This is a genomic window from Lutimaribacter marinistellae, from assembly GCF_042648365.1.
GTDB classification, from domain to species: domain Bacteria; phylum Pseudomonadota; class Alphaproteobacteria; order Rhodobacterales; family Rhodobacteraceae; genus Lutimaribacter_A; species Lutimaribacter_A marinistellae.
The window spans coordinates 1-683 of the sequence record NZ_JBHRXI010000028.1 but is presented as its reverse complement, the minus strand read 5'-3'; the positions used below and the strand labels follow the sequence as shown (position 1 = coordinate 683).

Below are 683 nucleotides of genomic sequence, written 5' to 3'. Positions count from 1 at the left end.
TCCAGCTGGGGGCGGTCGTTCTTCCGCCCGCTCTCGACCTCGATGAAGCGGGCGAGGACATCTGCACCTGTTGATGCCGCAAAGTCATTGATCACCTTGCGCTGTGCGGCGAGCCCCAGCCCGGACCTGCCCTGCCGCGCGGTGGAGACGCGCGCGTAGGCGACGAGCCGTGGCGACGGGGGTGTGCCGGGGACCATGTACAGACCTGCGCAACGTTGGTTTGGCAGGTTTGTACATCGAACCAACGCCTTAGTGTAGCGGCACATCGAGGATCACTTGCCGGATGCCGGGTCGATATCGATCTCCAGGGGCGGCACATGGCGGGTCACGCGGGGCTCGGTGCCCATGCGGGGCGGCTCGGCGATGATACGGACGACGCGGAGCGGTTCGGGGTCGGCATCGCCCGCCTGCGCGAGGTCCAGCCGGGTGCGCGCGACCGGGGTCAGGCCCAGCTCGGACATGTAGCGGCTCATCAGCTCCAGCTGCTTGTTGGCGACCGTCAGCCAGGGCGATTGCTGGACATGGCCATTGGGCGTTTTCAGCAGCATCGGCGTCTCCGCCAGCTTCTCCTCGGCCTCGACCCAGCGGGCATAGGCCTGGCAATAGGCGGCCAGTGCCGCCCGGTCCGCGAGCGTCAGGATGCCCGCCTCGTGCAGCGGGGTGGCGAGCCTGCGCCATTCCTT

General features: G+C 68.1%; 2 protein-coding genes. Both read right to left on the bottom strand.

Annotated features, from left to right (window positions below; all coding sequences use genetic code 11):
* The coding region (locus tag ACFORG_RS19800) for a recombinase family protein (protein ID WP_386737302.1) at positions 1 to 197 on the bottom strand (197 nt) is incomplete at its 3' end.
* Between the two features lie 75 nt (positions 198 to 272).
* Positions 273 to 683: phage terminase small subunit P27 family (locus ACFORG_RS19795; RefSeq protein WP_386737301.1), on the bottom strand; the 411-nt coding region annotated here is incomplete at its 5' end.